Origin of the sequence: Microbacterium sp. 22303 (assembly GCF_052045265.1) — a bacterium.
GTDB lineage: Bacteria > Actinomycetota > Actinomycetes > Actinomycetales > Microbacteriaceae > Microbacterium.
The window spans coordinates 1-25,281 of the sequence record NZ_JBQEOQ010000011.1; the positions used below are offsets into that span (position 1 = coordinate 1).

The window sequence follows — 25,281 nt, forward strand, 5'->3', positions numbered from 1 at the left end:
AGGTGGCCTCGTTTTCACACGTCGCAATGGCCTACTTTTCGAACGTCGTCGACACACGAGGCGCCCAGCAGAGACTGAGTTGAATTACATGGACTCTCGTCAGGAGCCACCCGATCACGCGGTCGGCCGATCCCGGGGGTGGCTTGTCAACGAAGATCCATCAGCTGGTCGATGGCAATGGTCTCCCGGTGGTCACATTGGTGAGCGCAGAACAAGCAGGTGACTCGCCAATGTTCATGCCCTCGATGGCGCATCTTCGCGTTGCCCGTGCAGTCGGTCGTCCACGCACCCTGCCCGATGCGCACCCAGGCGACAAGGCCTACTCATCCAGGGCGATTCGCGGTTACTTGCGCTCCCGCGGCATAAAAGCGGTGATACCCGAACCCTCCGACCAGCAGGGGCACCGCAAGCGGCGCGGGTCACGCGGCAGAAACCCGGTCGCTCTCGACAAACCGACTACCGGCAGCGCAACGTAATCGAACGCCGCTACGCCCACATCAAGCAATGGCGCGGCCCTGCCACCCGCTATGACGACCTCGCGCTCGTCTTCCGCGCCACCGTCGTCCTCAACGCGGTCTTCACGTGGACGAGGCAATTGTCAGACACGTCCTAGCCCATCTCGTCCGCTGGCCGTTACGGGATCGCTTTGTGGGAGTTCGTTCACTCACTTGAATCATAGAACTCCCACAAACGAAGAACCCTATTTGGTGAAGGGGGTTGGCAGCGCAGAGTGATTTGCGGAGTGTGTCCTGCGTCGTTCTTGAAGTGCTTCGATCGCTGAGATGGTTCCCCCAGCGAGCAAACACGCGATCCCCGCCAGCACGACGATTGGGGTGACACGATCCGGGTAGTCGGTCGTTGTCGGGACGACGTTGTAGACCGCGATGCTTGCAAAGACAACGGGGATGTACAGGAGGATTGCCGCTGCGCCCAAGAGCGTCAGCGCTATCGCTGATCCCCTGATCGCGGAAGTCCCGCGGCTGAGTCGGAGAGCTCCCCACCCGGCAAGAGCGGTGAGAGCGGCCCAGATGAAGACTGCGGTAACTGTTCCTGCGATGTTCGACGGTTCGAGTTGCGCGTAGCCTGCTCCCCACACGTCCCGTGACACTGCGGTTACTGGCCAGTAGAGGCTGGCGACAAGCCCGTAGGTGATGAGCACCACCACGACAGCACTAACAACGATGATGCTCATCACCCGGTTTCTCATGCGTTCCGTCCTACCAGTTGCAGATCAAAGCCGGCGGCCAGACAGTGCCGATCCGGGTTCCCCAGTTGGGGTTGCTCGGGCGGCCTGTTTCGAGGTCCCAACTGTCCCACTCAGCAAGTCCGCCGACGATGTGGCAATCCCACTGCTGCTTCATCGTCGGGCGGTCCTTCCCACCCGAGAGAACGTAGCCGGGGTGGTTCGCCTTGAGGACTCCCCAACCCTGGGCGGAGAAAACTCCGGGCTGAGCGACGTGCACGACGCGGCCGCTCGCAGAGAGCCATGCGGAGACTTTGTATCCCGGGTTAGACGCGGAGTATGCAGACACCGTGCTCTTTGTGAAAGGGCCGCTGCTGTAGTTGGGGTCCGCGACGATCGGATATGCGACGTCCTGGTTCTGGTGTTCGACGGTCTGTGTCAGTACACCATCAGAGACGGAGTACGACGTTGGTACAGCGGCACCCGTGTTATCGGTCGCCCATGGAGCGGCGAATCCTCCCACGAAGCTTCCATCGGCCGCGTACACGGAGACTGCCCCGTTGTCCTCCAATTGTAGGCGACCTCCGTCAAGACCGACCTCGTAGGAGTATGTCTCGGGAGCGTCCGGGGAAGAGATCACAGTGATGACCTGGACCCCGTTGTCGCGCACGATCGGGGCACTGATCGAACCGTCACCATGAGTGAAAGATGAAACGCGGTCGCTCACCTCACTCCGAGAGTCGGATCCCGGATCCGGGAGCGAGATCTCGATATCGCCGAACTGCGACTTCACCGAGATATCCCCGTCCGAGGATGCCGGCACCGCTACGTCTGCTGTGTAGTAGACCTCCTCGACGATCTGGGAATCCTCCCCGGAAGGTGTATCGGTGGTGGCGCGAGCCGACGCAGCCCCTTCCGCCGGAGCCTCGCCGGAATCTACCAAGCCCGAAGTGGTGTCCACTCCGTGCTGCTGCAGAAGCGACAAAAGCTGTGAGTCACTCAGCTCGCTTGACTCGGCATACGCAGGAGTCACAGCACAACCAGCGATAAGTACTGCAGCACCAATCGCACCTATCAACGTCTTCTTCTTCATCGACCCTCCAGTCGATTACCCCTTGCGGGGTAGCAGCATTTGCTACTAAGGGCACCCTAACAAATGAGATGGCGCAGCTACAGCAATGCCAGCAAGCCTGGCCAAAGGTCATGGTGAGGTGGCTGACTGAGGGTGTCCACTTGGGGCTCGCCCAGCTCCTGCTCGCCGAGGGGCACGAGATTGGCGATTCGGTAGGCTCCGCCACCGAGCTGATCGACGCCGTATCCGAGCGGCAACCACAATTGGTGACAGTGGACGTCCGGATGCCGCCCTACTTCGTCGACGAGGGCAACCAAGCTGCACTCATCTTTTCGCAGGCGCCGGGGGAGTGGGCTACTTACTTAAGGATCGCGTCTCGGACAGCGCCGCGTTCCTCGACGCGATCGAACGAGTCGGCAATGGCGGAACGGCATTCGACCAAGAGGTCGTCCGCCAACTGCTCCTCGCAGGACCAGCAGACTCACCCATCTCGCGGCTCACCGATCGCGAACGCGAAGTCCTCACACTCATGGCGCAGGGGCACACTAACGCGTCCTTGCGCCAAGAGCTCTACGTCACCCAGAGTGCCGTCGAGAAGCACATCACCTCGATCTTCACGAAACTCGACCTCCCGCAAGGCGCCACGTGCAACTGACGCGTGTTCGCCATCCAACAACTTATGCGGGGCGCGTAACCCGCCATGCCGGCGCCGACGCTAGGCACTCGTCTGACGGCACTCACGTGGTCAGAACCACAGGGCTTCGATTGCCCGTGACGGTCATTCGTGCTCGTGGTCCGCCTCGGCACGTTCAAAGAGGGCTGTCGCTACCGCATGGCCAAGGTCGAGTCCATCCCTGCGTCGTTGGACGCGGTCGTGACGTGCCGAGACGTGTGGCTCCCCGGTACTCGACGAGCCGGGGGTCGGCGATATAGATGCGCATCTCACCGCCGTGGGTGTCTGGCGATAACTCGGCTTCCCAGCCGTCATCGCGTGACGCCATTGGGGAGAAGGGCGCCGCGGCGCCGTCTCAAGTCGCCGGAGCGCTGGCGCTGGATTGATGGGTGGACTGCGTGACGCAGGGGGCGAAAGCTTCGCGAATAACCCATCGCATATTCCGTCCACTATAACGAGATTGCATGGCTTGGTAACGATAATGTATTGGACACATCTCCGGGGGATTCCTAGCTTAATCGATACGAGGCATTGATGCCACAGGCATCGATTTGAGGATGAGTTATGCATGACTGATTTCCAGACCGGTCTAACGGCATCGGCGTGGGTGCGTCGCTCGTCGCCGTCCTCGATACGGGGTCTCCGCGTGCGTTCCGCCGATGATCGAGCAAAGACTGCCGTGACACATAGTCAACACGAGTTTGCTTGCGACGATCTCTGTTGCGCTCGGGCACGGTTCTTAGTTGCCCTCGGGCACGGTTCTTACACTGTTTCGAAGGCTGTGCTAAAGGTGGTCTCTGACATCGTCCGCGCCGAGTTGGAGGGGCTGCGTAGATCGATCGGCATCGCCGCAAACTCGGCGGCCATCCAACCAAACAACACGAAGGACCTGGGCGTGACGGCGTACCCGATCCCGCCGGATGCCTCGGTGATCCACAATCAACTGATCGTTCCGGACGGTGTGGGCACGCTCGTCCTCGGTGCCGTCCAGCGCGATGGGCTGTACTGCTTCGCCCGCGCCGCGACTGATGCCGGCACGGAAACACGAGCAGCCTGGCTCGAGTTGGCCAGTCGGAACGCATTGAGAGGACCGAACAACCATTGTTGACAAGAGGATCGCCGCGGAGAGGCTCACCGACGCCTCATTCTTTGGGCGCGGGTTCTGGTCGGTGTTCCGCTAGGACGAGTGCCGGTAAGTGCTCGAGCGCCCCGACCTGTTCTCCAACTACCAGGGCGTCACCTGCCGCCCGACGGGCGCTCCACCTCGGACGAGGAGAAAGTCAGGCTCACCTTCTCTGGTGTCGCCGCCGATCCCCACGCAGCGTGTCTGGCTCACCCCCTGCGGTGAGCCAGGCGCCCCCGTGGGTGGATAGTCTGCCGGCCGGTCGGGGGTAGTCCAACCCCTCGTTGATGACGGCCGAGCGGCGCCTTGCGGCCTTGTCGACTGCGACTACCCAGACTGACCATCGTGGATCGTCCCGGCATGCTCGGGTAATGCTGCGTATGCCGACGGCCGGGGCCCACGCGCCCCGCTGGGTAAGTTGAGGGCGCAATGACAATGGTCGTTAATCACTGGTGGGGCGCGTTGAGTGGCCCTGGCGTTCGGCGGGTCGCCCGTTTGCGAAGGGGTGTACTGTCTGTGATCAAGCTCACGGATTCGGTGCTTTTCGGAGGTACGCGTGAGCCGTTCCGGGTCTCGGACTGGTTGATGACCGTTCCCACGGGGCGGTTGGTTGCTGATCCGGTCACATTGAGTTTTGTCATCGGTGGCGAGTCTGCCGTTGAGAGCGCAGCCGGGTCTTTGCGCGCTATGGCCGGGCACGTACTGGCGATACCAACTGGCATGTGGTGCGCGGCATTTCCGGTGGGCTTCTGCCGCGCGGTCAGTCTCTACCTGCGCCCGAGCTACGTCGCATCCCAACTGGAATGGCTTCCAGTGAGGCATCCGCTAGTAGGGCTGCTGCAAACGTCCTCCGATCGCGCACACGTCGGTGTGTTGGACATCGGCGCGGAGAGCATGCGCGTGCTTGCCCCGAAACTGATCCGGTTTGCTGCGACACGTCGCTCCCGGCTGCAACAATTGGCTGCGCTCGCGGACCTGTTCGATGCGGTGCAGCAGTTGGGGACGGCTTCAGATCGGCGGGCTCGGAGCGCACCATTGCGTCCTGAGGTACTGCGTGCGATGGGTGCGGTGGAGGCGGATCTGCAACATGAATGGACGCTGCGGGACCTCGCACGAGCGTCGTCATTGTCGGAATCCCAGTTGACGCGGCTGTTCGTCAGGGACCTGGGCGTCCCTCCGGGGTCATGGGTGTGGCAGCGCCGGCTCGAGAACATGGCTGAACTTCTCGGAACTCGCGCGATGTCGGTCAGCGAAGCCGCCGTCCTCAGCGGGTGGCGGAATCCATCCGCGGCCAGTCGCGCGTTCCAGCGTCGATTCCGGGTATCGCCGCGAGTTTTCGCCAAGCGGGTGCGGCGGACCGGCAAGAGGTCCCTATCCGAGGGTGAGAGCTCCGGCATGCCGTTCGAACGTGATCCAGAATGCGGACTGGGCCCTTCCCCGGGCGGGCTGCGGCGAGCAGCCGACGTCGATTGCCGATCGTGTGGAGCTCTCTGAACTCCGGTCCGCGGGCCGAACGAAGGTGGCCTGGCAGAGGTAGGGCGGCCGGACTGTCAGCCGGCGACGCTGATGAGGAGATCGCTGCTCCGCGGCCAGAGGTCGTGGGACACAGTCTGGGTGCGGTCGTACCTGCGGGATGACCGGTTTGTCGCCCACAGGCGGCGAACACGCCCCGAACAGCCGGAGATCCTCGCATGCCTCACCCCGCGATACCGCCCACCCCACCCGCCGCCGCTCCGCCGACGCCGATCCATGTCGATGACCGGGTCACGCTCTACCTCGGTGACACCGTATCCATGTTGCCCCAGCTCCCGGCGGCGAGTGTCGACGCCCTGATTAGTGATCCGCCGTATGGCCTCAGCTTCAACGGTCACACGTGGGATGACGCATCGGGCTTTCTGGAGTCGCTGCAACATCTCGATACCCGCAACATGACGCCGCCGGAGATCTTCGAGACTTGGTGCACCGAGTGGGCACGTGGAGCGTTGCACGTTCTCAAACCGGGCGCGCACGCTGCAGTGTTCGGCGGGACCCGCACGTGGCACCGCATGGTGCGGGGTCTAGAGAATGCAGGGTTCGAGGTGCGTGACCAGATCGCCTGGCTCTACTCATCTGGCATGCCCAAGAGCATGGACGTGTCCTATGCGCTCGACCGACGCAACGGTGCCATCCGCAGCGACCGCATTGTGCAGAAGGCGGACCACCCCTCCGTGCTGGGGGCGACGAGGCGCGTTGTTTCGGCAGGGCTGCCCGTCAGCGATGACGCGCAGCAATGGCAAGGATGGGGCACGGCGCTGCGGCCGGCATTTGAACCGATCATGCTCGCACGAAAGCCCGTCGCCGGCACCGTAGTAGGGAGCGTCCTCGAGCATGGGACCGGCGCGCTCAACATTGATGCAGCCCGGTTCGATGAGAACCGTTGGCCTCCTAACGTCGCTCTCGACCCCACCCAGGCCGACGCGCTGGACCTCCTCACGGGCAGCTGGCGCACGCAGCCCGCGTCAACGACGTTCCCCGTCTTTCGGTATGAGGCGAAGCCGAACCGCGAGGAGAGACCTCGCGCGTTCGGTGTCTCGCACGCGACGGTGAAGCCGCTGGCTCTGATGCGGTGGCTGATCCGGCTCATCACCCCGCCGGGGGGCCTGATCCTCGAGCCTTTCGCCGGCTCCGGCACGACGGTCGAGGCCGGAGTCCTCGAGCGCTTCCGAGTGGTGGCCATCGAGAAGGAGCCAGAGTTCGTTCCACTCATCATTTCGCGCCTCGATCGCTCCACCTCGTGACCGCGACCGTAATCGAGACCGGTATCACCGGCATACAAGGCTGCCCGTATTGCGCTCTCGTGCTTCGCAGACGCGTCCGAGGCGATCGCTGTTGGCTAGGTCTGGCGGTCAAAGGAGGCTGCAACTGGGTCACCGCCGACGGTGTGGATACTTTGCTCGCGTCTCAGTGCCACCGAACCGCCGAACTCGTTGATCGGGCGGAAGCCTGCCTGGCAGACGCATGCTCTAGCTCTGCGAACTCGTCCGAACGTGCCGCGGCACGGCGTAGCGACGGTTGCGCGCCCCAGATTCCGACCAGAGCGTGCTCCACCACGAGATCAGGAACGTGTCTCTGGAAGAAGGCTCCAGCGATGCCGGCTGCACTGGCGAGAACGCCAAAGAACAGCAGAGCGGGAGCAACCCGGAATACACGAACGACAGGCACGCGGACGATCTGCTGGTTCTGCTTGGTGTCGACGAAATCCTTGGACTCCTCAACCCGGGAACGGATCACGAGCGCGACAACGAGCAGCACGGCAGAGAACAGGAATGGAACCCGCCACCCCCAGGCCATGAACTGCTCGGTTGGCAACATACCCGCAGGGAGGTAGACGAGCGTCGCCGGGATCGATCCTGCCGGTGAGCCCTGCTGCACCCACATGCCTGCCGAGGTGCGCATTTTGCTTCGGCGTTCTCCGTGGCCATGAGCGTGGCGGCGGCCCATTCGCCTGCGACAGCGAGGCCCTGCATCGCGCGGAAGACAATCAGCAGCGTCGTAGCCAGCACACCCACCTGCGCAAACGTCGGGAGCAGACCGATCGCCGTGGTGCCGACTCCCATGAGCAACAGCGTCCCCATGCTCGCGCGAACTTCCTCTGACGTCGCCTTAGCCATCTCGTTGGCTCGCCAATTACCCGCCACTAGTACTTCCCTGATAAGCGCCGGATCGGCCGCAAGCTCGGCTCGACGCCGACGGTGCTCCTCGAACCTGCTCTATGGAGCGCTATGACGCCCGCCGCATTCGGCGGGCGACGACCTCGCACTGACGTTTCGGCGCGGTGGCGTCGATGACCGTGTGGAGCGGAACGCCGGTTGACGCTTGTGTCCTGGCACCGCCGTTACCCGTTGCGCTGCGGGCGGCCTGCCGACGAGCGTGCGGGGAAGCTGCTCTCCTCGGGCCAGTGGAGCGACGTGACGGGTGGCATAAGATCGCCGATCTCGAGATCGAGTACCTGGGCGAGGCGCGCGAGGATCTTCAGTGAGGGGTTCGCTGGAGATCCAGGCTTCCAGTATCCGCGCTCGAGCTGCTGGTAGTGGGTGCACGTGAGCCCGGCACGATGGGCCAGGGCCTCTTGAGAGAGGTTGCGCTGAATGCGTTGACGTTGCAGTTCGATCCCGAGGACTTTGGCGTATTCCTCCCATGTGGACGGTGCTAGAGAGGACATCGTTCTACGCTGACGCGCTTCGCTCCACTCGTCAGCCAGAAATATCCGGCATGATTATTCTGGCCTCCTGGCGGTGCAGCTATGAGTCATCGGGCGGCCCGCGCCGCGCCAGCACGCTTTCCGGCTGACGGATGGTTCACCAGACGAGGTCGCCTTCGAAGACGCGCACGCATCCTGGCGGGACCGGTGCCTGAGCCTCGCACTGAGCGCGGCACGACTGCCGGACCTCCTTTCGAAGCTGGAGCACGCCGAACGCGTGCGCGACGCCGTGATCGATCTACTCGAACGCGAACCTCTCCCGCTCGAACCTCAAACGCGCCTGGACGCGTCGGAACACGACCGTTGGCGCATCAATGTCATCGAGACGGCGCGTCGGCACCAACACGGACTGCAGGCCATCCTCGCCGAAGGCGGTCCGCGCACTAGCTACCTGCCGGCGAAGTTCTCTCGGGAATGGTTGCCCGCTGACTTGCTCGCGTTGCAGACGTTGGATGCGCTGGCGAATCCTGGCCGAGAGATCCAAGGGCTTGCGGCCCGCCTCCTCAGAGGTGAGCAGCGTGCGCAGCTCGCGGCAATGCTTGCTGCGGCGGATCTCGAAGTGAGCGTGCCCAACCCGGAAGTTCCGGATGGTCCGGCGTTGTACGAGGGACCAGCTCCGATGCCCACAACTGGATTTCCGCCGGCGTTTACGACGTCACCGGCATGGACGGACACGGTGCGTTGCGTCTGGTCGTGGGTTATGCCCCGGTTGGAGACAAGGTCACCGCGTCCGCGGCGTTCGCGCCGGCCGAACATGACGCGACGGCGATGAACCAGATCGCGGCCATTCTGATCCGGGAAGACATCTCGGCCTTGCGGATGATGACGACGATCGGCAGGATCGTTCACGAGACCGGGCGCACGGGGATCCCGAAGGCGTCGAACCCGAACCTGACATCGCTGGAACTCGGTGTGATGCTCGACGACCTCCTTGCCCGAAGAGGCCGCGACATCAGCTCAGAAAATTCCGGTCCAGACCCGAAAGCCCCACTGGCGCCCGCCCGCGATCTTTAGCGCATTGGCACGTGATCCCTAGTCTAGGACGGCCCGGCGTGTCTGACCGAGACGCGCATATTCGATGCTGAATCACGCATCCTGCCCGAAAACGGTGGACGAACACTGCCCCGGATCGTAGGTGTGGAGCATGCCGATTCCAGCCCCGAACGACCAATCCGGTCGCGTACACGGGCTGATGAATCGGTAACCGGGTGAATGCAACGCACCTGACCCTCGGGCCGGGCAACACCTCACCCGGCAAGGGTGAGAGGAGCACGTCATGCCGATCAGCGAACTGCAGCACGCTCTGCGCGAGATTAGCGAGAGCCACCTGGCCCTGCCCACATCCGCACTCGTCTACGCCGCTGCCGGCCTGCGCGTGTTCCCCTGCGCTCCTGGCGCGAAAGAGCCGTTGACCAAGCACGGCTTTCACGATGCATCCACCGATCCCTCCCGTATCCGACGCTGGTGGACCTGGCAACCGGAGGCGAACATCGGTATCGCAACGGGTGGCGGCGTGGACGTCCTCGATGTCGACGTACACGGCACTGGCGATGGGTTCGCAACTCTGCGATTCCTGCACGATGCAGGGTTAGTTGGCGGTGCTCTGCAGGCGGTGCGCACCCCGTCCGGAGGCGCGCACCTGTACTTTCCCTCCGACCCCTCTCGTGCACAGCAGAACTGGTCACGATCGACGGTCCACATCGACTTCCGTGGCCTGGGCGGCTACGTCATCGCCCCACCATCAAGCATCACCATCGCAGGCCAACAGACCCAGTATCGGACGTTGACGATCGGGAACGAGCCGGCCCCTGTGAATGCCAATCGCATCTGCGCACTCTTGACGCCCCCGCGCAGGCAGCGGAGCCACGCCACACCGGCAGCGCTCGCGACCGACTTCGGTGCGGAGCAACTGGCGGCGTGGGTCAGCCGCGCCGCGGAAGGCAACCGGAACAGCAGCCTGTTCTGGGCTGGTTGCCGGTTAGCGGAGAACGGCTGGAACGAGGGATCGATGCGTGCCCTCCTTGACGGACCGGCGCGACAGATCGGCCTGACCGAACGAGAGACGGCCGCGACCCTGCACTCTGCATGGCGGGCGGCGCAACTCGGCGGCCATGAGACGCCCACGGCCGGTGCCAGCAGGCTTCGAACTTTGGCGTCACGATGAGCATCACCGAATCCCCACATCTCGCCGTGCAACTGAACCGGCCCCTTCTCCCGGCGCGGCCACGATGCGGTTCGTGATCGCCTCCAGCGTGATCGGGACCCTGCTGCTCGCATTCGGCGCGTTCTGGCTCTCCTTCACGACACTCGCCGACCTCGCGACGCTCGCGGGCATCTCTGCCGGCCGAGCCTGGGTGTGGCCGCTCATCGTGGACGGCGTGGTCCTTGAGGCGACGATTTCGATCGTCGCTCTCCGGCGTCAGGCGCGCACCGCTCGCCGCTACGCCTGGATCCTTCTCGCCGCCGGCGCCGCCGTCTCGGTCGCCGCCAATGTCGCCCACGCCGTCGTCACCGCCGACACTCGCGTGCCCTCGATCGTGTCCGCGCTCGTCGCGTCCGTCCCACCGCTCGTGCTCCTCGCCATGACGCATCTCACCGTCGAACTCACCCACAGCAACGCCACGACCCCGGACCCGGGTCCTCAACCAACGCGCTCGTTGGTCGCCGCTCCCGCGCTCACCGCTTCCACGTCGCCGATGCTCGAAGGTGCTTCGTCGGAACCCGCCTCCGCACAGGGCAGATCCGGCCGTCCGAAGACAGCACGCCGTCGACCACCGGCCGACCCCGCGACGCGCCGTCGTGCTGTGGAGCTTGCCGCTCAGAAGGTTCCGCAACGGCAGATCGCCGAGGAGCTGGGCGTCCACCCCACCACGGTCGGCCGGTGGCTCGCCGCACCTGACGTGCACACGGAAGGAGCCCACACATGACCCTCGACCCCGACACCAGCCCGCTGCACCCACGTCCGCATCCCCGCGACCCTCAGCAGTTCGAGTCGGCGACATCGCGCACCGCACACGACGACGCCGCTCGACTGGAGGAGATCGCAAAGCACGGCGATCCCAGCGTGCCCGGCACGACCGCCGCCGCCGCTGGTGCGCGGCGCAGCGTCGAGTGGGTGCGTCCGACTGACCTCGCCGCCCGCGGTGGTGCCCGACTGACCGAAGGCGTCCTCGCAACCCAAGAGCGTCTGACCGAAATCGTTCGCGAGACGGTGCGCGAGAACCGCACGCACATGCGGACATTCCTTGCCCGCCGTGAAGCCGAACTGACTCCGGAGACCCCAGCGACTTCGTCGCAGCGTGTTCTCGGGAGAACGGCGGTGAGCCGATGATCGAAGCTCGCTCGGGCCGCGTCGTTCTGACCGAGCCCGGCTCCCGTATCTGACCCTTCGTCCCTCGTCGGCACACGCCGACACCCCGCACCGGCCGTGATCTGCTGCGCCACGGCCGGCGATCAGTGACGCCCGAAGAGCGGGCCACGTTCCTCGTCATCTGATGCGTCCGGGGTTGCGGACCGGTGGGCGGTACGGGCCCCGCACCTGTCCTGCACCCAGATCCCATGAGGGAGTCGCTATGAACAATCACAACAGTTCCTCCGATCCGTCCGCCGACCGCGTCGATTTCACGACGCCGGAAGGTCTGCGCCAAACGTTGATCAACCTGAACACGCACAACGCCTGGGCGACGAGCCCCGTCGCCGCCGAGCTGATGGTCTACGCGACCTCGAAGTACACGCCCATCGCTCGCGCCTGGCACCGCGACCCGGCCGACGCCGCTTACGAAGCTTTCATCGCGATGCGGCAGCCGACGACGATCAAAGCCACCGACCCGTGGGCCGTGGTCACCCGCGCGGTCGCGCTCGGCATTGCCGCCGAGGCACATGCCGACCGCAACATGACAAGCCAGGACAAGGCCCGCCGTCCGTCAAAGCGTCCCGACGAGGAACCGGTCCGTGCCGGTCACTACGAGGAGTTCTTCTACGACGTGCACCCGCACGCCACGTCGCTCGTCCGCCCGAACGACATGGGCGGCGCGGAACGAGTAATCCGTACCACCAGCGTGTTCCTGGTCGTGACCGGTTGGCCGGCTCGCCAGGTCGAACAGGCGGTGGACTACATCGCGCACCGCATCACCGGACTCTCCTCGCACCAGTCGGCTTTGGACACGGTGACCAAAGAACACAACATCGCGTTGCGGCTCGGCTACACGCCCGAAGCATGGGCGCGGCTCGTGAATCTGATCGTCGGCGCCAGCCCGCGCAAGCGCCGTCCCGATCGGCTCGGACTGCTCGCCCGCGCCCTGCTGGGCGACACCGCCCGCGAGCTACTCGCCGACACCGACCTCGTGCATCTTTCCCGAGAGATCGCCGCCGACCTCGCCACGACCGGCGAGCTACCATGAGCCGCTCCAGCCACCTCGTCCTCGAGCATGCGATCGACCAGATCACGACAGGGCACTCCTACCGACACGACCTCGGAGACCTCGACGAGCTCACTGACTCAATCAAACGCGTCGGGCTGCTCACCCCGATCTCGATCACTACCGACAACGTCCTCATCTCCGGCAAACGACGCCTCGCCGCGCTGCGACGGCTCGGCTTCCGGACCGTGCCCGTGTGGGTGGTCACCGGCGTCTCAGACAAGCTCTCGATGGTCCTTGCTATCCAGGACGAGAACACGTTGCACAAGATGCTCACCACGATCGAGCAGGCAGAGCTGTACGCAGAGTTGACGGACCTTATCGCCGAGGAGAACGCCCGCAAGCAAGAAGCGACCCGCTTCGGTGCTTCCCGCACCGCCGGAGCAGCCCCGAACCATGGTCCCTCCGCCTCCACTCCGGCAGGCGGGGACGATGGTGGTGTTGATTCAACACCACCGCAGCCCGCCACCGGGCAGGGCGCCGGAAAGACCCGGGTGCAGGCCGCAAAGGCCGTTACGGGGTACGACTCGCATTCGAAGCTGGATCAGGTCGTCGAGCTGCAGCACATCGCCGCATCCGATGACGAGCACCCAGAAGTGCGGCAAGCCGCAGCGGAGGCGCTGATCGAGCTCAATGCGGACGGCAAAGTCAACGGCAGGTATCTGCGCGTGAAAATTCAGCAGGCGACGACCGCCTTGGCTCAGACTGCCGATGACCCGAACCACCCGGAACCCGTACGCGCCGCCGCTCGCGCCGAACTCGATCTGATCCGCGCCCAGCCCACGCCGAAGGACGCGCTGCGCGAAGCCTTGCGTGCAGTGCCGCACGTGGTGCAGTTGCGCCAGCAAGCTCAGGCAACGGCGGGGCCGGTCGGCTGGACCGACGCTGATCCGCTGCTGCGTGAGAAGCACCGGATCAGGCGGCTCGTGGACCTCCTACGCCGCGAACACGGCTGGTGGGAGCGGTTCTCGCCGTCTGACTTTGGCCAGTACGCAACGGACGAGCAGTGGGAGCTGGTCGAGAGCTTCGTCACCGGGGCAACCGAGTTCCTTGAAACGGCCCGCGCCGACCGTAGCTAGGACCAGCCACTCGTCCGAGCGAGTGATGCGCTCACGGTTGAGGCCGCCGTCAATTTCGAACGGATGTGGGTTCCTACGAAACGGAGACCTCAGCGGCGGGCGAGGTAGCTCGACCCGCAGGCGCGGGCTGTGCTCTTCCGTGTCGTGGCGGCTCCACGACACGGGGCTGTCGGGATCGCACCTGTCTGGTGTTCGCACACCGATAGGAGATTCCGCCATGACTACCCCCGCCCCGGAGCGCTCCCGCAGGATCCGACTGATCGTCAGCCTGGCTGCAGCGGGCTTGGTGCTCCTCGTCCTGACTGGTATTGGGATCTACGGGCTGATTACCGGTCCGCGCGACCAGGGCACGCCCGCCGACTCGGATGTCCGTGCGCACCCGACGCAGACGGCTACCGTGCCGTCGAGTGCGACACCGACGGCGCACGAGCTACCGGCTCTGCCGAGCACCGATGACCCGGAGCGGTTCGCGCGCGCCGTCGCCCAAACGCTATTCACCTGGGACACCTTCACGACCCTCACCCCGGACGACCACCGTGCAGTGGTCCTGGAGGCCGCGGACCCGTCCGGCGCGGAGACGCCGGGGCTGATTAACGATCTCGGCAATTACTTCCCGTCGGAGGCGACCTGGCGTCAGCTGAGCGAGTACCGCACCGCGCAGACCCTGTCCATCGACAAGTTGCATGTGCCGGCTGAGTGGTTCGACGCCGTCGAAGCTGCCGACGGGCAGATCGCCGACGGTCTGATCGCGTACACGGTCGAGGGAGTCCGGCATCGCAGCGGGCAGTGGGTGGACCAGCCCGCGGAATCGGAGCATCCGGTGGCGTTCACGATGTTCCTGTCCTGCCCGCCGTACACCGATTCGTGCGTGCTGCTGCGGCTGTCCAAGCTTGACCAGCCACTGCGGTAACCGGGCGGGGTTGGCGCCGTGAAGAAGGTTCTTGCTGTTCTGGTCGCGGGGATGCTGTTCGGACCGATGGTGACTCTGCTGGGAGTCGGAGTGCTGGTGAATCCGGCCCTGACAAGCCAGGCCCTGTGCATCGCCAGCGGTGTGATTTTCGGTCCGGTCCCGGACTCGTTGACCGTGACCACCAACGACGGCACGACGTTCACCCTGAACAAGGCGCAGCTCACTCATGCCGCCACGATCATCGAAACTGGGGCTCGCATCCCTGGGGTCGGACGAGAGGGCATCCTCATCGCCCTGATGGCTGCGCTTACGGAGTCCACCTTGCGGCAGCTGTCGAATACGGGCACGTACCCGGAATCGGCAACGTATCCCAACGACGGTGACGGCGGCGACCACGACTCGCTGGGCCTGTTTCAGATGCGCCCGCAGTCGGGGTGGGGAACGGTCGCGGAGCTGATGGATCCTGCATATCAGGCCGCGGCGTTCTACGGCGGCCCGGACGGCCCGAACTATCCGTCACCGCGGGGCCTGCTGGACATTCCAGGTTGGCAGCAAATGGACAAGGGCGAGGTCGCGCAGGCGGTGGAGGTGTCTGCGTTCCCGGACCGCTACCAGAACTATGAGCCCGTCGCTCGGATGATCCTCGACGCGCTCACCGTCAACCAACGGCCGGGCGGAGGCGACACGACCCCAGCGGACCCGGATATCCCAGAGACACGCAGCCTGGTGTTCCCGCTTCCCAACGGCTCGTACACACAGACTTCCGACTTCGGGCCGCGTATCGACCCCATCAACGGTGAGCAGCGTTTGCACGCCGGGACGGACTACGCGGCCGCCGACGGAACCCCCGTCTTTGCGCTCGCTGACGGGATCGTCACCTATGCGGGCATGGTCGACGGATACTCGGGACAGATCACCATCGAGCACACCGTCGACGGCAAGCCCGTCGCTACGAAGTACATCCACATGTGGGCCCACGGGATCCACGTGCAGACCGGAGACCGGGTCATCGCTGGGCAACACATCGGTGACGTGGGCTCGAGCGGCCACTCGACCGGCCCGCACCTCCACCTGCAAGTCCACCCGGGTGGGGCGAACGCCGAGGCCGTGGACCCCGTGCCCTGGCTGGCCGCACACGGGGTACAAGGCATCGACGACGCCACCGCAGGTGGTGCCGGCTGCGCCGTCTGAGCCGGCCGTTGCTCGCCGGGGCGAGACGCGCACCTTCCCGGTGACCTGACGTGTGAACTGCTTGGAGGACCGGATGGATGACGTCTACCCGAACATCGACGCCGTGGGCGGGCAGTCGACCCTCGTCAGCATCGTTGGTGCTTTCCTGACCACCACGCTGATCCTCGCCGTGTTGATGCTCGTGATCTGTGCAATCGTCTGGGCGGTATCCAACTCGAGCGGCAATTTCCAGAGCGCGTCCCGCGGCAAGGTCGGAGTCTTCGTTTCCCTCGGCGGCGCGGCTCTTGCCGGGGCGGGGGTCGCGTGGATGAACTTCCTCCTTCGTCTCGGATCGACACTGTGAGCCGATGATGGCCGCCGTCAGCGAGGTTTCCGTTGCGCCCATCGAGGTCGTGAGGCAACTCGAGGAGCATCATCGTCCGGGCGGCTCCTGGACCTACGACCCGGACTCAGCACGTCGGGATACCGCGGTGGTGTTTCCGGAACGGTTGCTGCTGCGCATCGACGCGGCCCCACAAGGCGGCTATACGTGGGCGGAAGAGACCTTCGACCCGATCGAGGAGGTCTACAAGCCTACTCCAGGCCGCACCGGGACTGCCGGCAGCGTGCACGAGATGCTGGTGGCCGCGTCGACGTTCATCGATGACCATAACCAGGGCGACGCGGTGCCCGTTTCCGCCTACCCCTTGGCCTACGAGCTCGAGGATCGGATCGCGGCAGGTTACCCAGGCGCGCACTGGAAGCACTACCAGAACAGCGTGTACGCGTCCGTCTTCGAGTACCCGGGACTGCGACGGATCCAATTCTGGGACGAAGCAGATTTCATGGGCTCGATTTCCGGCTACACCTGGATCGAAGAGGCCTGGTCGCCCGAGTCACAGTCCTGGCAGCAGCAGGCTGAGTCCGACGACGTCGTCACGATCACCCAGATGCAGCAGACCATCGTCTCCCTGCACCGCACCGGCGAACACGTCCACGCCGTGACAGCCGCTGGCGGCGGCACACCCACGGGGCGTCTAGACCGAGCGACCCTCGAACGCCTTATGGGCGACCGATCCGCGCAGCTGCACCCGTCACCGGTCGAGCAGACCACCGACCGCGATGCTCCCGGCCTAGGTGTGGACCCGCGGAGTCGATAGCGGCTGTGCCGGGACCGCACCTGTGCTGATGAGTCCCGCGACGCGCGGGACGCCAGCCCTGCTTGAAGGAGCAACCTCATGCCGATCATTCTCGACTTCGTCTCCGCCGTCCCGGCCCTCCTGCCGGCCGACATCAACATCACCCCGAACGACTCCGGTCTTCCTGGAATCGCGGCGCTACGCACCATCGTCGGCGCCGTCATGACGGTGGGCCTGATCCTCAGCGTCCTGGCTCTCATCATCTCGGCGGTGGTCTGGGGCTTCGGCGCCAACAGCAGCAACCCCCACCTTGCCTCGCGAGGCAAGCTCGGCGTGCTCATCTCGTGCGGAGCCGCGATCATCACCGGCGCCAGCGTCACCCTCATCAACTTCTTCTGGAGCGTCGGCCAGACCGTCTCCTGACCACCATCAGACACCGACCCGTGAGAGGAGGGCAAACCTATGGACGGGATCTGTGACGTCCCCATCATCAGCAACGTCTGCGACGTTGCCGGGGAAGCCGCGGGGACGCTGATCAGCGCCCCATTCGAATGGCTCGCGCAAGCCATCGGCGCCGCCGCGTCCTGGATGTTCCAAGGCGTCTGGTGGTTATTCGACACCACGACCCTGGTCGACCTGACCGGCTCCGGCTACGTCGGCGTCTACAACGTGATCTTCGGCATCGCGATTTTCGTCATGCTGGTCTTCTTCTGCCTGCAGCTGATCACCGGACTCATCCGCCGCGACCCCGGAGCGTTGTCTCGTGCCGCTCTCGGCCTGGCGCGGAGCGTCCTCGGCTCCTTCCTGGTGCTCACCCTCACGACCACGCTGCTGGAGATCGTCGACCAACTCACCATCGGTGTCATACAGGCCACCGGAAACACGATCGAGGACATGGGCGCCAAGATCGGAACCCTCGTCGCCGGGCTCACCACTATCAGTATCGCCGCGCCGGGAGCGGGCGCGATCGTCATGATCTTCTTGTCCTTCCTCGCCCTGACGGCCGCCGCCATCGTGTGGTTCAGCCTTCTCGTCCGCAAGGCCCTGATCCTCGTCAGCGTGGTCATGGCCCCCATCGCTTTGTCCGGCGGATCCTGGGATGCAACGCGGGGCTGGTTCGGAAAATGGGCAAGCTTCGTGCTCGCCCTGATCTTCTCCAAGCTCGTCATCGCCGTCGTCTTCCTCGTGGCCATCAACCAAGTGAATGCGCCGATCGACTTCGACCTCGCCTCCATCGCCGATCCGGTCGCGGGGATCGTGCTCATGTTCATCGCAGCCTTCGCGCCCTACATGGTCTACAAGTTCATCAGTTTCGTCGGCTTCGACATGTACCACGTCATGTCGGCCGAGCAAGAAGCTAAGCAGTCGATGAACCGGCCCATGCCGCTGCCGGGGAACCCTGGAGGCCCCGCTCCCAAACAGGTACTGGACGGTGGCGACAAGAGCGGAGGTGGCGCCCCGCCCCCGGCCGGAGCACCCACCGATGGATCCGCCGGCGCTACCGCGGGAGGCACCGCGTCGAGCGGCAGCGCGTCGAGCGGTGCAGCATCCACCGGTGCCGGTGCCGGTGCCGGTGCCGGTACCGGCGGTGCTGGTGCCGGTGCTGCTGGTGCCGGTGCTGCTGGTGCTGGAGCTGGTGGTGCCGGCGCGGCAGGGGGCGCGGCTGGAGCGGGGGCAGCGGCCGGCCCGATCGGGCTAGCCGCCGTGGCCGGAGCCAAGGTCGTCAAGGGCGCCGCGGAGGCCGGACCGAAACTGGGCTCGTCCATCGGAGACCAGGCCGATGGACAGGCCGCAGCCGCTCAGGCCGGGCAGGCGCCACCCCCGGCGAGCACGCCGCCGGCACCCGGAGCGGGTGCCCACGCCTCGCCGCCGGCCGCTCCCGCCAACGCGTCACCGCCCGTGAGTGGGCAGCCTGTGCCGCCAGCTCCCACCTCACGGCGCGACCCAAAGCCTGCGGCACCGCCCCCGCCGGATCCGGGTAAGCGGTAGCCAGCAGTCCCAAGCATTCGAGAGGAGGTGAAGCAGCAGTAGCGGCCGCGCCCGCTGGAGTCAGCTGTAGCGACTTGACCCTGGCGGCGCCGTCGCTTCTTCGTGCCATGGGAGCCCAGGTCCGCGGCGCGGTCGTACCTGGCTGGGGACACCGTTCCCATCTGACCAGGAGGCATGATGACAACCAGCCCTGATTACGAGCTCTCCCCGGTGAAATTCTCCCGACTGACCAGTCGGGGCATCATTCTCGGCCTCTCGCTGCCCCAGGTCGTCGCCATCGCGTTCGCGGCCGTGATCTTTGTCTCCTCGCTCTACGCGGGTGGTCCGACGGCGCTGTTCACTTCCCCGGTATGGGCGAGCGCAGCCGCGGTTGTGGTCGTCGGGGTCGGTGGTCGCAAGCTCGTCGAGTGGGTGCCGATCACCGCGCACTGGATACTTCGGAAGGCGAAGAGGCAGACCTCATACCGCAGGCGGATCGTGAAGCCGCGCCCCGCGGGAACGCTCGCTCTTCCCGGGGATGCGGCGGCCTTGCGGCAGTGGGAGGATCCAGAGGACGGCGCGGTCATGGTTCATGATCCGCACCGGCAGACGCTGACGGCTCTGCTGGAGGTTACGCACCCTGCGTTCATCTTGATGGATCCGGGTGAGCAAGAACGGCGCGTACACGCGTGGGGGCGCGTCCTATCCACCGTGTGCCGGTCCGGTCGGGTTGCTCGCCTGCAAGTACTCGAGCGCACGCTCCCGGACTCGGGATCCGGATTGTCGCAGTGGTGGAGTGAGCACGGTCGTGATGACGGGTCGTGGGTCGCGAACACCTACAAGGAGTTGATCGATCGTGCCGGCCCTGCGGGGGAACGGCACATCACTACGTTGTCGCTGTCGCTAGACATGCGTACCGCCGCCCGACAGATCCGCTCGGCCGGAGCGGGGATGAAGGGCGCGGCCGCGGTGCTGCGGCAGGAGATGCACACCCTGACCACGGCGCTACGCGCCGCGGAACTGCACCCGTCGGCGTGGTTCACACCCGGGCAACTCGCTGTCATGCTCCGCACCGCCTACGATCCTCAGATCGCATCGACTCTCGACCGGGCGGGTGACGTGGGCCGCGATCTTGCGACCGCCGGCCCTGTCGCCGTCGAGGAGACGTGGTCGCGACTGCGGTCCGACTCCGCGCACCATGCGGTTCTGTGGGTCTCGCAGTGGCCGCGCTCGCAGGTCTACCCGGGATTCTTGTCCCCGCTGCTGCTCTCCAGCGGCATCCGGCGGTCGTTCACGCTGCTGTGCGACCCGGTCCGTTCAGATGTCGCGGCGCGCGATATCCGCAAGAAGAAGGTCGAGTACGTCTCCGATGCCGCGCAGCGGCAGCGGATCGGGCAGATTGAGGACGCCTCACAGTCCGCTGAGTACCAAGACGTACTCCAGCAGGAGGCGGACCTCACCGCAGGGCACGGGGTCATCCGGTTCACGGGCCTGATCGCCGTGTCTGCACCGTCCATCGAGGAACTCGACGCGGCGATCGCCGCGATCGAGCAAGCCGCGATCCAAGCCTCCTGCGAAACCCGACGCCTGGTCGGGCAGCAGACCCAGGCGTTCACCGCTGCTGCCCTCCCGCTCACTCGTGGACTGTGACCCGCACCTGGTCTGCGGAAAGTCACCGCACGGAAAAGAGGCGCGCATGTCACCGCAGAACCGCAAGCTGTACTCCACGGTCCTCGTGGAAACCGGGCGAGGAGCCCGCAAGGCACGTAAGCAGCGGCAGCGGGCCGCGCAGGCACTGCTCACCCAAGACATGGCCCAAACCCGCGCCGAGGCCCGCGCCCGCTACGAGGCCGAACGTGCGATCGCCCGCCAGATCAGCTACCTCCCGCCCGGCGGGGAGCACGGCCCCGACGTGTTGCGCTCATGGCGCCGATTCCGCGTCCCGCCGCATCAGGACACCTCCGCCACACTTCAGGGTGCCTACCCGTTTCTCGCCGAAGGTGGCCTGGGCGCCGAGGGCGTCTTCATCGGACAAGACCTCTACAGCTCCGGCAGCTTCGCCTACGACCCGTGGGAGCTGTACCGCCGCGGAGTGATCACCGCACCGAACATCGTCCTGGCCGGCATCGTCGGCGCGGGAAAGTCGAGCCTGGCGAAGAGTCTCTACACCCGCAGCATTGCTTTCGGACGCCGCGTCTACGTACCAGGAGACCCCAAAGGTGAGCACTCAGCGATCGCCGAGGCCGTCGGCGGGAAAGCGATCATCCTCGGACACGGGTTGAACAATCGTCTGAACCCGCTCGACGAGGGATACCGACCCGCAGGAATCGACGACCAAGACTGGGCGATGACGGTCGCGTCGCGTCGTCGAGACCTGATCGGCGCGCTCGCCGAAACCGTCCTGGAGCGGCCTCTCACCCCGCTCGAGCACACCAGCATCGACGTGGCGCTGCGGGCGACGGTCGCGCAGGCATCAGTACCAATCCTGCCGATGGTCGTCGACCGGATTCTCGCCCCCGCCGCCGGCGACGACCCGGACCGGCGACTCGCCGAGGACGGACGCATGGTCGGACACGCCCTTCGCAGACTCGTCGCCGGCGACCTCGCCGGCCTGTTCGACGGGCCGAGCACGGTCCGCTTCGATCCCACACTGCCGATGATCAGCCTCGACCTGTCCCGCGTAGTCGAGAACAGCACCCTGACCAGCGTGCTCATGACGTGCTCGTCGGCGTGGATGGAGTCCGCGCTGCTGGACCCCGCCGGTGGTCAGCGATGGGTCGTCTACGACGAAGCCTGGAGGCTGATGTCACACCCGAGCCTCCTACGAAGGATGGACGCCCACTGGCGACTCGCCAGGCACTACGGAATCGCGAACCTCCTGGTGTTTCATAAACTCACGGATCTGGAGAACGTCGGCGACGCCGGATCAGCGATGCGATCACTGGCGAACTCTCTACTCGCGAACGCCGAGACCCGGATCATTTACCGGCAAGAGTCCGACCAGATCAGCGGGGCCGCGCAGACCCTCGGGCTGACCGGCACGGAACGGAAGCTGTTGCCCGCGCTGGGTACTGGGCAGGGCCTGTGGCGGATTAAAGAGTCTTCGTACGTGGTCCAGCATCAGTTGCACCCCGCCGAGCTCCAGGCGTTCGATACGACGCAACGCATGACTTCGAAAGTTTGAAAGTTCGTTGAAATATTGAAGGTTTTCGCGGGAACTTGAGTACTCGATGCCCTCTTAGACTATCTCGTAGGCAAAGTTCGCGGAACCGTCACCCCGAGGAACGAGCGTCTTCCCGCGACAAGCTCGACTCTTGCCGATAGGTCAGTGAACACTGTATGGTCAGTGCATGCTGACTCTTGCTTCGCGGGTGGACGTAATGAACCGGCTGGGCCGGGCGATGGCCGATCCCACGCGCTCCCGCATCTTGCTCTCACTGCTGGACGAGCCGGGGTATCCGGCGAAGCTCGCCCGCGTGCTGGATCTGACGCGCACGAACGTGTCGAACCATCTGGCCTGCTTGCGGGGGTGCGGGATTGTGGTCGCCGAGCCCGAGGGCCGGCAGACCCGCTACGAGATCGCCGACCCACACCTCGCAGCCGCGCTGACGGCCCTGGTCGATGTGACCTTGGCGGTCGACGAGAACGCGCCGTGCATCGACCCGGCCTGCACCGTTCCCGGTTGCTGCACCCCGGAGGAGGAGAAGTGACGACGGCGGTGCTGATTCCTGCGCGGACCGGAGTGCTGCGGGGTCGGATCAGGATCGTGGTCGCGATCACGATCACCTGGAACGTCATCGAGGCGGTGATCGCTCTCGCCGCCGGCGGCGCCGCGTCGTCAGCTGCGTTGATCGGGTTCGGAATGGACTCGATCGTGGAGGTCCTGTCCGCGGCGGCGGTGGCGTGGCAGTTCGCCGCTCCCGAGCCCGAGAAGAGGGAGAAGGTCGCGCTGCGAGTGATCGCGGTGTCGTTCTTCGGCCTTGCCGCCTACGTCTCGGTCGACGCGATCCTGTCGCTGACGGGCCTGCGAGACCCGGAGCATTCGACGGCCGGGATCGTGCTGGCCGCGTTGAGCCTTGCCGTAATGCCGTTCCTGTCCTGGTTCGAGCGGCGCACCGGACGCGAACTCGGCTCCGCCTCCGCGGTAGCGGACTCCAAGCAGACCCTGATTTGCACCTACCTCTCCGCCGCCCTACTCGTTGGACTCCTGCTCAACAGCCTGCTCGGATGGGCGTGGGCGGACTCCATCGCCGCGCTCGTCATCGCCGGGTTCGCCGTCCGCGAGGGCATCGAAGCGTGGCGCGGAGATGCGTGCTGCGCCGCACCGGTCGCCGTTCTCACCGGAGAACGTGAATCCGAGCACTGTAACGATGACTGCTGCGCGTCGGAGAAGAGCTGCGGCTGATTCGCTGCGACCAAGGCTCGCGCAGGTCTGGATGTTCGAGGGTGTCGATGTAGCGGTTGGTGCCCATGATGCTCAGCCATGATGCTCTTATTCAAACCAAGGGCCGAATGGACCGGTATCTCCAGGAGTTCACAACTCCCCGCAGGCTTGCGGGGAGTTTCGAATTCCCCCGATGCTGCTGGCCTCCACGTAGTCCATCGTGTCCTTGAAAAAACGACACCGAGCGTGTCTTCCGCAGTATGTACCCGAGTGGTTCCATCCCACACGAGGATCCCGCCGATTAACCCGGACTGAGCCCTGTCAACCCACTCGATAACCAACTGGGGGAGGTATCGAGGATCGCCGAGTCGGACGATCGCGTCGAGGCCAGCCAGGATGTCCGCTGGTGCGTATATGTACACAGACACCTGGCTGGTTCTACGAGCCTCGATTTCGTCGAGCAGCGCAGGCACCGTTTCGGCCCAAGCACCGCACCCGGTGACTGCGTCATCGATGTTGTTTCGCAGTCGTTCCCAGGCGGCCGAGTTCGCAACTGCAACCGTTCGACGCAGGGCGGGCGCTGAAGCCTCACCCTCAGCAAAGACTGCCTTCGCAAGTTCGGTCTCCGACCACACCCGACAAGTCGGTGAGGCGTCGCGGGTCACCGCCGGTGGCGCGGACTTCGGCGAGGATGCGGTCTTCGCGGAGGGCCTTGGGGAGATGCCGGCCTTCTTCCAGGGGAACTGGTGGCCGGGCGAGTTCAGCCTGGGGTCGGTCTGCATCGTGATGAAAAGGTGCAAGTTGCGGGTGTTCGGCCACGTCGTCGCACGGTAGTCCAGCCACCGGGCACGACGCTCGCGGACCGCAGTGACGGTTCTTAAACGTGTCGTCGGGGCACGGGGAACCTTGCACCACCTGGGAAGCAGGCCCTCAGACAGCCGGGGCGCCAGGCGGAACTTGAGTGCATGGAGACTAAAGTCTAGAAGTTCGCGTGAATATTGACGGTTTCGGCGGGAACGTCAAGGGCCCCGGGGTGTTCGGGCGGCTTCAGGTGCAGGTTCGAGGAACTGGAGCCTTCTTCCTTTGACGCTGTGCTCTCCAAGGCGGCGTCGATGGTGCCGGTTCGACGTGGCGATGACCAGAGTGATACCGGTTGGAGTTCACCTGTGCTGGAAGGGAGACGCGACGCGCTCGAGCACCCCGATGGAAGGCAACCCCTGGCCGCACGACATGATTATCTCAGTGGACAACGACTCCCATCAGCTCCTGGAGCTGCTGTGGGTCCGGGAGGCGTGGAGTCTGCGGCCGACCGGTGACGATCTTCCTCCTCTGCTCGTGGACCCGCCAGCGCGAGCCGGTGACCCGGATGACCGTGACGCCTGGGAGACGGCGTGGCCAGAGGTGTGGGAGGACATCGTGAGTCACGCCGCCGTGTTGGTCGAACCCTCCGTGTTCGAGGAGCTGACACGCACTGCGGACGGGTCGAAGCGACGGGCAGAGCTACTTCACCGGCTGCATGGACCGACTTGGCGAGAGCGTTTCGGTGACGCGGCGTTCACTGAGGACTATCGGGCATGGCCCCAGGCACGGTTCCATGCCCGCCGTGACGATCACCCTCGGTCGCTGGACGCGCTGATCCCTGCCCGGCAGGCAGGACTGTCGAAGGTCATCACCATCCCGTGCCGTGGCGACACACACGCGTCATCGGCGGATCGACGCTCCTGATGACAGAAGAGACCCGCAAAACCCGGACCGTTACGCCGCCGCGTTGGGAAGATTCGCGCAGAGATGAGCGGCCAGCCGAGTCGTCAGTTCAGGGCGCCAATGCGCGCAACAGGCGTCTCCTCACGGAGCGCAGGGTGGCCGATGTCGACGACGTTCGAAAAGTAGGCCATTGCGACGTGTGAAAACGAGGCCACCTG

Annotated in this window: 24 protein-coding genes and 1 pseudogene; 21 read left to right on the plus strand and 4 right to left on the minus strand. The window is 65.2% G+C overall.

Going from position 1 to position 25,281, the window contains the following annotated elements; genetic code table 11:
- Positions 1–613 (plus strand): annotated as a pseudogene (locus ACTJI8_RS20250) (IS5 family transposase); the annotation flags it as partial.
- A gap of 87 nt (positions 614–700) precedes the next feature.
- Here the strand turns inward: ACTJI8_RS20250 and ACTJI8_RS20255 are convergent.
- Both ACTJI8_RS20255 and ACTJI8_RS20260 read right to left on the minus strand, forming a co-directional pair.
- A complete protein-coding gene (locus ACTJI8_RS20255) occupies positions 701–1,192 on the minus strand; it encodes a hypothetical protein (protein ID WP_440735239.1) in 492 nt (163 codons plus the stop codon).
- A gap of 25 nt (positions 1,193–1,217) precedes the next feature.
- Positions 1,218–2,276, minus strand: a complete 1,059-nt coding sequence (locus ACTJI8_RS20260) for a hypothetical protein (RefSeq protein WP_440735240.1) — start codon at positions 2,274–2,276, stop codon at positions 1,218–1,220.
- Between the two features lie 328 nt (positions 2,277–2,604).
- On the opposite strand from ACTJI8_RS20260, the gene ACTJI8_RS20265 reads away from it, so the two are divergent.
- The 4 genes from ACTJI8_RS20265 (at position 2,605) to ACTJI8_RS20280 (ending at position 6,828) form a co-directional block, all read left to right on the plus strand.
- Positions 2,605–2,910, plus strand: coding sequence for a response regulator transcription factor (locus ACTJI8_RS20265; protein ID WP_440735241.1), 306 nt, complete (start codon positions 2,605–2,607; stop codon positions 2,908–2,910).
- A gap of 808 nt (positions 2,911–3,718) precedes the next feature.
- Positions 3,719–4,036: a hypothetical protein gene (locus ACTJI8_RS20270; protein WP_440735242.1), complete on the plus strand. Its 318-nt coding sequence runs from the start codon at positions 3,719–3,721 to the stop codon at positions 4,034–4,036.
- 531 nt (positions 4,037–4,567) lie between these two features.
- Positions 4,568–5,545 (plus strand): helix-turn-helix domain-containing protein, encoded by a 978-nt coding sequence (locus tag ACTJI8_RS20275; protein ID WP_440735243.1) that lies wholly within the window; start codon positions 4,568–4,570, stop codon positions 5,543–5,545.
- A gap of 197 nt (positions 5,546–5,742) precedes the next feature.
- Positions 5,743–6,828, plus strand: a complete 1,086-nt coding sequence (locus ACTJI8_RS20280) for a DNA-methyltransferase (RefSeq protein ID WP_440735244.1) — start codon at positions 5,743–5,745, stop codon at positions 6,826–6,828.
- A gap of 163 nt (positions 6,829–6,991) precedes the next feature.
- On the opposite strand, the gene ACTJI8_RS20285 is transcribed toward ACTJI8_RS20280, so the two are convergent.
- Both ACTJI8_RS20285 and ACTJI8_RS20290 read right to left on the minus strand, forming a co-directional pair.
- Positions 6,992–7,486, minus strand: a complete 495-nt coding sequence (locus tag ACTJI8_RS20285; protein ID WP_440735245.1) for a hypothetical protein — start codon at positions 7,484–7,486, stop codon at positions 6,992–6,994.
- Positions 7,487–7,925: 439 nt separating this feature from the next.
- Positions 7,926–8,252: a helix-turn-helix domain-containing protein gene (locus ACTJI8_RS20290; protein WP_440735246.1), complete on the minus strand. Its 327-nt coding sequence runs from the start codon at positions 8,250–8,252 to the stop codon at positions 7,926–7,928.
- Between the two features lie 702 nt (positions 8,253–8,954).
- Here ACTJI8_RS20290 and ACTJI8_RS20295 point away from each other — a divergent pair.
- The 16 genes from ACTJI8_RS20295 to ACTJI8_RS20370 all read left to right on the plus strand — a co-directional run bounded on the left by ACTJI8_RS20295 (position 8,955) and on the right by ACTJI8_RS20370 (position 23,380).
- Positions 8,955–9,305 (plus strand): hypothetical protein, encoded by a 351-nt coding sequence (locus tag ACTJI8_RS20295; RefSeq protein WP_440735247.1) that lies wholly within the window; start codon positions 8,955–8,957, stop codon positions 9,303–9,305.
- A 262-nt stretch (positions 9,306–9,567) separates the two neighbouring features.
- Positions 9,568–10,455, plus strand: coding sequence for a bifunctional DNA primase/polymerase (locus tag ACTJI8_RS20300; RefSeq protein WP_440735248.1), 888 nt, complete (start codon positions 9,568–9,570; stop codon positions 10,453–10,455).
- 73 nt (positions 10,456–10,528) lie between these two features.
- On the plus strand, positions 10,529–11,218 hold the full coding sequence (locus ACTJI8_RS20305) for a DUF2637 domain-containing protein (protein WP_440735249.1): 690 nt from the start codon (positions 10,529–10,531) through the stop codon (positions 11,216–11,218).
- Positions 11,215–11,622 (plus strand): hypothetical protein, encoded by a 408-nt coding sequence (locus tag ACTJI8_RS20310; protein WP_440735250.1) that lies wholly within the window; start codon positions 11,215–11,217, stop codon positions 11,620–11,622. Before ACTJI8_RS20305 ends, ACTJI8_RS20310 begins: the two co-directional genes overlap by 4 nt.
- Positions 11,623–11,863: 241 nt before the next feature.
- The gene (locus ACTJI8_RS20315) at positions 11,864–12,691 is read left to right on the plus strand and encodes a hypothetical protein (RefSeq protein WP_440735251.1); all 828 of its coding nucleotides are present in this window, start codon (positions 11,864–11,866) and stop codon (positions 12,689–12,691) included.
- A complete protein-coding gene (locus ACTJI8_RS20320) occupies positions 12,688–13,788 on the plus strand; it encodes a ParB N-terminal domain-containing protein (RefSeq protein WP_440735252.1) in 1,101 nt (366 codons plus the stop codon). The genes ACTJI8_RS20315 and ACTJI8_RS20320 overlap by 4 nt, the downstream gene beginning before the upstream one ends.
- A gap of 217 nt (positions 13,789–14,005) precedes the next feature.
- Positions 14,006–14,698: a hypothetical protein gene (locus ACTJI8_RS20325; RefSeq protein ID WP_440735253.1), complete on the plus strand. Its 693-nt coding sequence runs from the start codon at positions 14,006–14,008 to the stop codon at positions 14,696–14,698.
- Positions 14,699–14,716: 18 nt separating this feature from the next.
- Entirely contained in the window at positions 14,717–15,889 is a 1,173-nt protein-coding gene (locus ACTJI8_RS20330; protein ID WP_440735254.1) for a M23 family metallopeptidase, read from the plus strand.
- Between the two features lie 73 nt (positions 15,890–15,962).
- Positions 15,963–16,232 (plus strand): DUF6112 family protein, encoded by a 270-nt coding sequence (locus ACTJI8_RS20335; protein ID WP_440735255.1) that lies wholly within the window; start codon positions 15,963–15,965, stop codon positions 16,230–16,232.
- Between the two features lie 4 nt (positions 16,233–16,236).
- Positions 16,237–17,028, plus strand: a complete 792-nt coding sequence (locus ACTJI8_RS20340) for a hypothetical protein (RefSeq protein ID WP_440735256.1) — start codon at positions 16,237–16,239, stop codon at positions 17,026–17,028.
- Positions 17,029–17,106: 78 nt separating this feature from the next.
- Entirely contained in the window at positions 17,107–17,430 is a 324-nt protein-coding gene (locus ACTJI8_RS20345) for a DUF6112 family protein (protein WP_440735257.1), read from the plus strand.
- 39 nt (positions 17,431–17,469) lie between these two features.
- Positions 17,470–18,996 carry a conjugal transfer protein TrbL gene (locus ACTJI8_RS20350; protein ID WP_440735258.1) on the plus strand — a complete coding sequence of 509 codons (1,527 nt, stop codon included), beginning with the start codon at positions 17,470–17,472 and terminating at the stop codon, positions 18,994–18,996.
- A gap of 177 nt (positions 18,997–19,173) precedes the next feature.
- Positions 19,174–20,625: an SCO6880 family protein gene (locus ACTJI8_RS20355; protein WP_440735259.1), complete on the plus strand. Its 1,452-nt coding sequence runs from the start codon at positions 19,174–19,176 to the stop codon at positions 20,623–20,625.
- 46 nt (positions 20,626–20,671) lie between these two features.
- Positions 20,672–22,159 carry an ATP-binding protein gene (locus ACTJI8_RS20360; protein WP_440735260.1) on the plus strand — a complete coding sequence of 496 codons (1,488 nt, stop codon included), beginning with the start codon at positions 20,672–20,674 and terminating at the stop codon, positions 22,157–22,159.
- 166 nt (positions 22,160–22,325) lie between these two features.
- Positions 22,326–22,685, plus strand: coding sequence for a Cd(II)/Pb(II)-sensing metalloregulatory transcriptional regulator CmtR (gene cmtR, locus ACTJI8_RS20365; protein WP_440735261.1), 360 nt, complete (start codon positions 22,326–22,328; stop codon positions 22,683–22,685).
- Entirely contained in the window at positions 22,682–23,380 is a 699-nt protein-coding gene (locus ACTJI8_RS20370) for a cation transporter (protein WP_440735262.1), read from the plus strand. The genes cmtR and ACTJI8_RS20370 overlap by 4 nt, the downstream gene beginning before the upstream one ends.
- The last annotated feature ends 1,901 nt before the right edge of the window (positions 23,381–25,281 follow it).